The organism is Geobacter sp., from assembly GCF_027327745.1.
GTDB lineage: Bacteria > Desulfobacterota > Desulfuromonadia > Geobacterales > Geobacteraceae > Geobacter.
In genome coordinates this window covers 1-8,211 of the sequence record NZ_DAHVYG010000052.1, presented here as the reverse complement: position 1 = coordinate 8,211, position 8,211 = coordinate 1, and the positions used below count along the sequence as shown (strand labels likewise).

The window sequence follows — 8,211 nt, the reverse complement described above, 5'->3', positions numbered from 1 at the left end:
ATTACGTCCGGGCCTGCTCGTCCCAGAAGTGCGTCCGGGCCGGCGGCAAGCACAACGACCTGGAGAACGTGGGGCGCACCGCCCGCCACCACACCTTCTTCGAGATGCTCGGCAACTTCTCCTTCGGCGACTACTTCAAGAAGGAGGCGATCGCCTTCGCCTGGGAGTTCCTCACCAAAGAGCTGGGTCTTGACAAGGACCACCTCTATGTAACGGTCTATACCGACGACGACGAGGCGGCCGACATCTGGCACCACCAGGAGGGGGTTCCGCGGGAGCGGATCTACCGCTTCGGCGAGAAGGACAACTTCTGGTCCATGGGAGACACCGGCCCCTGCGGCCCCTGCAGCGAGATCTTCTGGGACAACGGTCCCGAGGTGGGGTGCGGCAGCCCCGACTGCGCCGTGGGGTGCGACTGCGACCGCTACATGGAGATCTGGAACAACGTTTTTATGCAGTTCAACCGCTCCGCCGACGGGACCCTCACCCCGCTCCCCAAGCCCTCCGTCGACACCGGCATGGGGCTGGAGCGGATCTCCACCGTCATGCAGGGGGTGAAATCCAACTACGACACCGATCTCCTCCAGGGGATCATCCGGCACGTGGAGCGGCTTTCGGGGAAGCGCTACCGGGAGAACGACAAGGACGACGTCTCCATGCGGGTCATCGCCGACCACGCCCGGGCCACCACCTTCCTGATCTGCGACGGGGTCCTCCCCTCCAACGAGGGGCGCGGCTACGTCCTGCGCCGGATCATGCGCCGGGCCGCCCGCCACGCCAAGATGCTCGGGTTCGCCGAGCCGGTCCTCTACCGGATCGTGGACGCGGTGAACGCCATCATGGCCGACGCGTACCCCGAGCTCCTGGAGCGGGAGGAGTACATCAAGAAGGTGATCCGGGCCGAGGAGGAGCGCTTCGCCGAGACCCTCGACAACGGCCTGCGGATCCTCAACGACGAGGTGGGCTCCCTCCGGAAGAAGGGAAAGAGCGTCATCCCCGGCGAGGTCCTCTTCCGCCTCTACGACACCTACGGCTTTCCAACCGACCTCACTGCCGACATCGTCGAGAGCGAAGGGTTCACCATCGACGAGGCGGGGTTCGAGTCGTGCATGGAGCGCCAGCGGGAGCAGGCCCGCGAGCACTGGAAGGGGTCCGGCGAGGAGGGGATCGCCGCGCTCCATAAGGAGCTCTACCACCGCGGTCTCCGCAGCGTCTTCGTCGGCTACGACGAGAAGAGCGCCTACGGGACCATCACCGCCCTTCTCCACGCCGGTGCCGAGGTCTCCAGGGCGAAGGGGGGAGACGAGGTGGAGATCGTCACCGACCGGACCCCCTTCTACGGCGAGTCCGGCGGCCAGGCGGGGGATACCGGCGTCATCTCCACCGGCGGCGCCCATGTGCGGGTGACCGACACCATCCGCCCCTATCCCGACCTGATCGTCCACCGGGGAACGGTGGTGGAAGGGACCCTGGCGACGGGGGAGGCGTGCGACCTGAAGGTGGCGGGGACGGAGCGCGACGCCACGGCCCGCAACCACACCGCCACCCACCTCCTGCAGACGGCGCTGCGCCAGGTCCTCGGCGACCACGTGAAGCAGGCGGGCTCCCTGGTGGCGCCGGAGCGGCTCCGGTTCGACTTCACCCACTTCGCCGCCCTGACTCCGGAGGAGGTCCGCCGGGTGGAGGAGATCGTCAACGGCTTCATCATGGGGAACGACGAGGTGCGGGCCCGGGAGATGGCCGTCGAGGAGGCGATGGAGAGCGGCGCCACGGCCCTCTTCGGCGAGAAGTACGGCGACCGGGTCCGGGTGGTGAAGGTAGGCGAGGTGAGTGTCGAGCTCTGCGGCGGGACCCACGTCCGGGCCGCCGGCGATATCGGCTTCTTCAAGATCCTCTCCGAGGCTGGGATCGCCGCCGGGGTGCGCCGGATCGAGGCGCTGACCGGCGCCTCTGCGCTTCGCTACGTGCAGGAGCTGGAGGAGGAGCGGCGCCAGGTGGCGGTCCTCATCAAGGCCGAGGGGGGGGACAACCTCGACCGACTCCAGAAGCTCCTCGTCCGCCAGAAGGAGATGCAGCGGGAACTGGAGACGCTCCAGGGGAAGCTCAACGCCGCCCGGTCGGCGGACCTCCTCGCCGGCATGCGAGAAGTGGGAGGGGTGAAGGTCCTGGCGGTACAGGTGGAGATCGACGACCCGAAGAAACTGCGGGAGCTGGCCGACACCCTCAAGGAGCGCGTCGGCTCCGGCGTGGTGGCCCTGGGGTGCGAGAAGGAGGGGAAGGCGAACCTCCTCGTGGCGGTGACGAAAGACCTGACGGGGCGCTTCAGGGCGGGGGACCTCATCCGTCAGCTGGCGCCGGTCATCGGCGGCAGCGGCGGCGGCAAGCCGGAGCTGGCCCAGGCCGGCGGCAGCGACCCCGCACGGCTGGCCGAGGCGCTGGAGCAGGTGTACGGGCTGGTGGGACAGGCGTAACGGACTGAATGGAAGGCAGTGGGGCACCATGGATGTCGTGACGAGATACCAGGCGGAACGGAGCACAAAGTCGATCCTCGTCGTGGATGACGAAGCAGTGATCCGTGATCTCTGCGCCAAGGCCCTCAAGGGGTACCGGGTGCTGCAGGCGGGTGACGGCGAGGAGGCCCTGCGTCTCTTCGAAAAGGGGGGGATCGACGTGATCCTCACCGACGTCATGATGCCGAAGCTCAACGGCATCGAGCTCCTGCGCCGGCTCAAGGAGCTGGAGCCCACCCTGGTGGTGATCGTCATGACCGGCTATGCCGAGAAGGAGATCATCCTCAACGCGCTCAAGGCCGACGCCGACGACTTCATCGCCAAGCCCCTGAACCTCCTCCAGCTCAAGACGGCGGTGGACAAGGCCCTGGACAAGAAGGCCCTCAAGGAGGAGATCGCCAACCTCAGGAGCATGGACCGGCTCAAGAGCAACTTCCTCTCCCTCATTTCCCACAAGTTCCGCACCCCCCTCACCACCATCTCCCTCTTCCTCCAGAACCTGGCGGGGGGGGCGTACGATCCGGACGACCCGGAGTCGCGCCGGAATCTGGAGCTGATCTGCGGCCAGTCCCGCTACCTGGAGACCCTGGTGACGGAACTCCTCGCCTTCAGTCGCTTCATGGGGGCCGACGAAGGGGTGCTCCGGGAGCCGTGCGACCTGAGCGAGCTGGTCCGTGGCCTCGTCTGCTCCTCCCGGGAGGCGGCCGCCAAGCCGGGGGTCACCACCGCCTTCGACCTCGATCCCCTTCCCCCCATTCCGCTCGACCGGGAGAAGATCGCCTTCGCCATCGGCCAGGTAGTCGACAACGCCTACAAGTTTTCCCGCGAAACCGGCACCGTCACCCTCTCCCTCAAGCGGGACGGCGACGGCTACCGGCTCACCGTCGCGGACACCGGCGCGGGGATCCCCCGGGAGGAGCTGCCGAAGATCTTCGAGAAGTTCTACCAGGTGGACCCCGACGGCACCGGTCAGATCCGGGGGTTCGGCCTCGGGCTCTTCTATGCCCGCGAGTTCCTCAAGCTCCACGGCGGCACGGTGACCGTGGAGAGCGAGCCTGGGGTCGGGACCACCTTTTCCCTCGTCATCCCCCAGTCTGTCCCCGCGGCCGACTGACCCGCGTCCCCTTCCGGGAGACGGCCGCAACCCCTCTTTCCTGTTGATTATTGCCCCCTTTCTGCTATAGTTGCTCCTTTCCGAAACCAGTTCCCGCCCCTATCCCACCGTCACGGGAGGCCCAACCCGATGCAGCACCTCATCGAAAAAGCCAACACCCTGATGGAGGCGCTTCCGTATATCAGGCGCTTCTCCGGCAAGACCATCGTCATCAAGTACGGCGGCCACGCCATGGCCGACGAGGCCCTCAAGGAGTCGTTCGCCCTCGACGTGATCCTCCTCAAGTCCCTCGGCATCAACGCCGTCGTCGTCCACGGCGGCGGTCCCCAGATCAACGAAACCCTCAAGCGTTTCGGCATCGTCTCCGAGTTCGTGCGGGGGATGCGGGTCACCGACGCCGCCACCATGCAGGTGGTGGAGATGGTCCTCACCGGCCAGGTGAACAAGGAGGTCGTCGGTTACCTGAACCAGCACGGTGGCCGGGCGGTGGGGCTCTCGGGGAAGGACGGCAGTCTCCTGCAGTGTGAAAAGCTCCTCCAGGAGGTGAAGCGGGAGGACGGCACCGTGGAGCGGGTCGACATCGGTTTCGTCGGCGACGTGGTGAAGGTGAACCAGGAGCTGATCCAGACCCTGGAGCACGGCAAGTTCATCCCGGTCATCGCCCCGGTGGGGGTGGGTGAGCACGGCGAGAGCTACAACATCAACGCCGACCTCGTGGCCGGACGGGTGGCCGGGGCCCTGCGGGCCGAGAAGCTGATCCTTCTCACCGACGTGGAGGGGGTGAAGGATACCGATGGCACGCTCCTCTCTAGCATCCTCCTTGACGACGTGCCGCGCCTCATCGACGGCAAGGTCATCACCGGCGGCATGATCCCCAAGGTGACCTGCTGCGTCGACGCCATCACCGAGGGGGTGAAGAAGGCCTCCATCATCGACGGCCGGGTGCTCCACGCGGTTCTCCTCGAAATCTTCACCGACGTCGGCGTCGGCACCGAGATCCGCCGATAGGCGGGGACCAGGGACCAGGGACCGGTATTACGGAGGCGACAGAGAATGAATTCCGCTGACTGGACGGAAAAGGCTGACAAATACATCATGAAGACCTACGGCCGCTACCCGCTGGTGCCGGTGCGGGGGGAGGGGTGCGTCCTCTGGGACGCCGACGGGAAGCGCTACCTCGATTTCCTCGCCGGCGTGGCGGTGAACAACCTCGGCCACTGCCACCCGAAGGTGGTGGCGGCGCTGCAGAAGCAGGCGGCCGAGATGATCCACTGCTCCAACTACTACCACATCCCGAACCAGATCGCCCTGGCGGAGCTCCTCTGCACCCACTCCTTCGCCGACAAGGCCTTCTTCTGCAACTCGGGGGCCGAGGCGAACGAGGCGGCCATCAAGCTCGCCCGCAAGTACACCCGGGAGAAGTACGGCGACCCGGAGCGCTACGAGATCGTCACCGCCCTCGCCTCCTTCCACGGCCGGACCATGGCGACCATCTCCGCCACGGGGCAGGAGAAGGTGCAGAAGTTCTTCGATCCGCTACTCCACGGCTTCAGCTACGTCCCGTTCAACGACGCCGACGCCCTTGCCGCCGCCGTCACTCCCCGGACCTGTGCCGTGATGCTGGAGCCGATCCAGGGGGAGGGTGGAGTGGTTGTGCCGTCGGCCGACTACTTCCGCAAGGTCCGGGAGATCTGCGACCGTCACGGCCTCCTTCTCATCTTCGACGAGGTGCAGGTGGGGATCGGCCGGACCGGCAGGCTCTTCGCCCATGAACATTTCGACGTCGTCCCCGACATCATGACCCTCGCCAAGGCCCTGGCCGGCGGCGCCCCCATCGGTGCCATGCTGGCGCGGGACGCCATCGCCGCGTCGTTCTCCCCCGGCACCCACGGCTCCACCTTCGGGGGGAACCCGCTGGTCACCGCCGCCGGAGTGGCCGCCGTCCGGGCGGTCCTGGAGGAGGGACTCCTGAACCGGGCGGAGGAGATGGGGGAGTATCTCCTCGGCGAGCTGGAGCGGCTTAAGCAAAAGTATGCCTTCATCACCGACGTGCGCGGCATCGGCCTCATGATCGGGATGGAGCTCTCCATCCCGGCGGGGGAGATCGTCGTCAAGGGGCTGCAGCGGGGGGTCCTCCTCAACGTGGCCCAGGAGCGGGTGCTCCGGTTCGTGCCGCCCCTGGTGGTGACCAAGCAGGAAGTGAACGAAATGATCGCCGTTCTTGACGGCATCCTGGAGGAGCTGAAGCCATGAAGCGGGATTTCCTCGCCCTCAACCAGTACACCAAGGACGAGCTCGACGGGCTCTTCGCCCTGACGAAGGAGCTAAAGGCAAAGCAGAAGCAGGGGATCGAGCACCACCTCCTCAAGGGGAAGAGCGTGGCGCTCATCTTCGAGAAGTCGTCCACCCGAACCCGGGTCTCCTTCGAGGTGGGGGTCTACCAGCTCGGTGCCCACCCCCTCTTCATCTCCTCCGCCACCTCCCAGATGGGGCGCGGCGAGCCGATCCGGGACACCGCCCGCGTCATGTCCCGCTACTGCGACGGCGTCATGATCCGGACCTACGGCCAGGAGATCGTGAGGAGTTCGCCCACTACGCCTCGATCCCAGTCATCAACGGCCTCACCGACCTCTTCCACCCCTGCCAGATCATGGCCGACCTCTTCACGGTCATGGAATACAAAGGGACCTACGAGGGGCTGACGGTGGCCTGGGTCGGCGACGGCAACAACATGGCCAACACCTGGGTCGAGGCCGCCGCCATCCTCGGCTTTGAACTCCGGCTCGCCTGCCCCAAGGGGTACGAGCCGGACAAGAACGTCATGGAGTGGGCACTGTCCCGCGCATCTTCCGCCATCACCGTCACCCATGACCCGGCCGAAGCGGTGAGGGGGGCCGACGTGGTCAACACCGACGTCTGGGCGAGCATGGGGCAGGAGGCGGAACAGAAGGAGCGGGAGAAGGCCTTTGCCGGCTTCTGCGTCGACGACACGCTGGTGGCCCTGGCGAAGCCCGACTGCATGGTGCTCCACTGCCTCCCGGCCCACCGCGGTGAGGAGATCGCCGACAGCGTCATCGAAGGGCCCCGCTCGGCGGTCTGGGACGAGGCGGAAAACCGGCTCCACGTACAGAAGGCCATCATGGCTTCATTGATGGGCAAACAGAGCAATTAATGCCCGAATCATCTGAGACTCTTGCAAAACGTCATGAGGAGGCCGGGATGCAAGGCGCAAGCGAGCGAGGAAGCGAGGCGTACCCGTTGGTACGTTGATTGTGAATTCAGGGTCTTGCAGTGAGGCGACTATGCCAATTTTGAAACATGTCCACATAAAAGCATTTAAATCAATCTTGGATCAGAGGATTGAGCTAGGACAATTGAATGTATTTATAGGAACAAATGGTTCTGGGAAAAGCAATATATTAGAAGCTATAGGTATGTTGTCAGCAGCAGCTACAGGAGAAATTGATTATTCTCGCCTAGCTGACCGTGGAGTTAGACTTTCATCGCCAGAAGTTTTCCGTAGTGCTTTTAGCAGAATTGAAAGAAAGCACGCTTTTTTTATTGAAGGCGGTTTTGATGACTTTTTGTATCATGCTCATATTACCTCTGTAGGTGAAAGCATTGGGCGGTTTCAATGGGGCTATCATGCAGAGAAAATTGTTAGAGGTAGTGATTACCGAGAAAGGATAGCTGGTAGAAGTAATAGTTTTGTTGGTATTCAAAATATTGCTAATTTTGACAAAACAAGTTTACAGCGACATAAGAGTATATTAAATACTGCAGAATCTCTCGGGGTTTTTAAGGCCAATGAAATGGCTGCAATCTCGGCATTGCGAGAGTATGCCATTTTTGCGCCATCAACGCCTATACTAAGAGGAATTGCAAATGATGAAAGTAGAAAGAGTCCATTAGGCTTGTATGGTGGCGGCATGTCAAAGGCTTTGTCTGAAATAATGGCGCTCAAAGATAACAGACTAAACAAGTATATTATTAGGTTTTTTAAATTGTTAGATTGGTTTTCTTCTGTTGGAGTAGCAAAACCAGAACCTTCTTTACAATCTAGTCATGTGCATACAGGGCCCACTGTCGTATCTTTTACTGATAAGTTTATGCCAAAAAATTTTAAGCAGTTGTACGCGTACGACGTTAGCGAAGGTGCTTTGTATGTTTTATTTGTTCTGCTATTACTTGCGAATCCTAATGCACCAAATATTTTTGCGTTGGATAATGTTGATAATGCGCTCAATCCAAGTTTGGTGACGGCGTTGGTGGAAGATGTAGCAAAGTATTTATCTGAGAATCCTGACAAACAAGTATTTATGACTAGCCATAACCCTACGACTCTTGATGCAATAGATTTGTTTAATTCATCGCATCGCCTCTTTGTAGTAAAAAGAGGGGTTAGTGGTGCAACGGAATTCGAACGAATAAGTCCTCCGCGAGGCATGTCAAGAGAGCAATGGCAAGAAAAGTATGGATATATGAAGTTGTCAGAAATTTGGCTTTCTGGGACTATTGATGGGTTAAACCCTCCACCAAAAGGTTTTTGATAATGTCAAATTTGAGTTGTTTAGTCGTATGTGAAGG

The 8,211-nt window shown here is 61.8% G+C and carries 5 protein-coding genes and 1 pseudogene; all 6 read left to right on the top strand.

Going from position 1 to position 8,211, the window contains the following annotated elements; translation table 11 throughout:
• Positions 1 to 2,471: alanine--tRNA ligase (alaS, locus tag M6689_RS10235; protein ID WP_298271107.1), on the top strand; the 2,471-nt coding region annotated here is incomplete at its 5' end.
• Positions 2,472 to 2,499: 28 nt separating this feature from the next.
• Complete coding sequence (locus M6689_RS10230; RefSeq protein ID WP_298271105.1) at positions 2,500 to 3,624, top strand: HAMP domain-containing sensor histidine kinase; 1,125 nt, start codon at positions 2,500 to 2,502, stop codon at positions 3,622 to 3,624.
• A 129-nt stretch (positions 3,625 to 3,753) separates the two neighbouring features.
• On the top strand, positions 3,754 to 4,632 hold the full coding sequence (gene argB / locus M6689_RS10225; RefSeq protein ID WP_298271103.1) for an acetylglutamate kinase: 879 nt from the start codon (positions 3,754 to 3,756) through the stop codon (positions 4,630 to 4,632).
• A 45-nt stretch (positions 4,633 to 4,677) separates the two neighbouring features.
• Positions 4,678 to 5,877, top strand: a complete 1,200-nt coding sequence (locus M6689_RS10220; RefSeq protein WP_298271101.1) for an acetylornithine transaminase — start codon at positions 4,678 to 4,680, stop codon at positions 5,875 to 5,877.
• A pseudogene (argF, locus tag M6689_RS10215) lies at positions 5,874 to 6,796 on the top strand (ornithine carbamoyltransferase). The gene M6689_RS10220 and the pseudogene argF overlap by 4 nt, the downstream one beginning before the upstream one ends.
• Positions 6,797 to 6,926: 130 nt before the next feature.
• Complete coding sequence (locus tag M6689_RS10210) at positions 6,927 to 8,174, top strand: AAA family ATPase (RefSeq protein ID WP_298271098.1); 1,248 nt, start codon at positions 6,927 to 6,929, stop codon at positions 8,172 to 8,174.
• Positions 8,175 to 8,211: the final 37 nt, after the last annotated feature.

Bases quoted from the DNA above. Each gene is read 5' to 3' on its own strand.
- M6689_RS10230 (WP_298271105.1), top strand. From the start codon at position 2,500: ATGGATGTCGTGACGAGATACCAGGCGGAACGGAGCACAAAGTCGATC.
- argB (WP_298271103.1), top strand. From the start codon at position 3,754: ATGCAGCACCTCATCGAAAAAGCCAACACCCTGATGGAGGCGCTTCCG.
- M6689_RS10220 (WP_298271101.1), top strand. From the start codon at position 4,678: ATGAATTCCGCTGACTGGACGGAAAAGGCTGACAAATACATCATGAAG.
- M6689_RS10210 (WP_298271098.1), top strand. From the start codon at position 6,927: ATGCCAATTTTGAAACATGTCCACATAAAAGCATTTAAATCAATCTTG.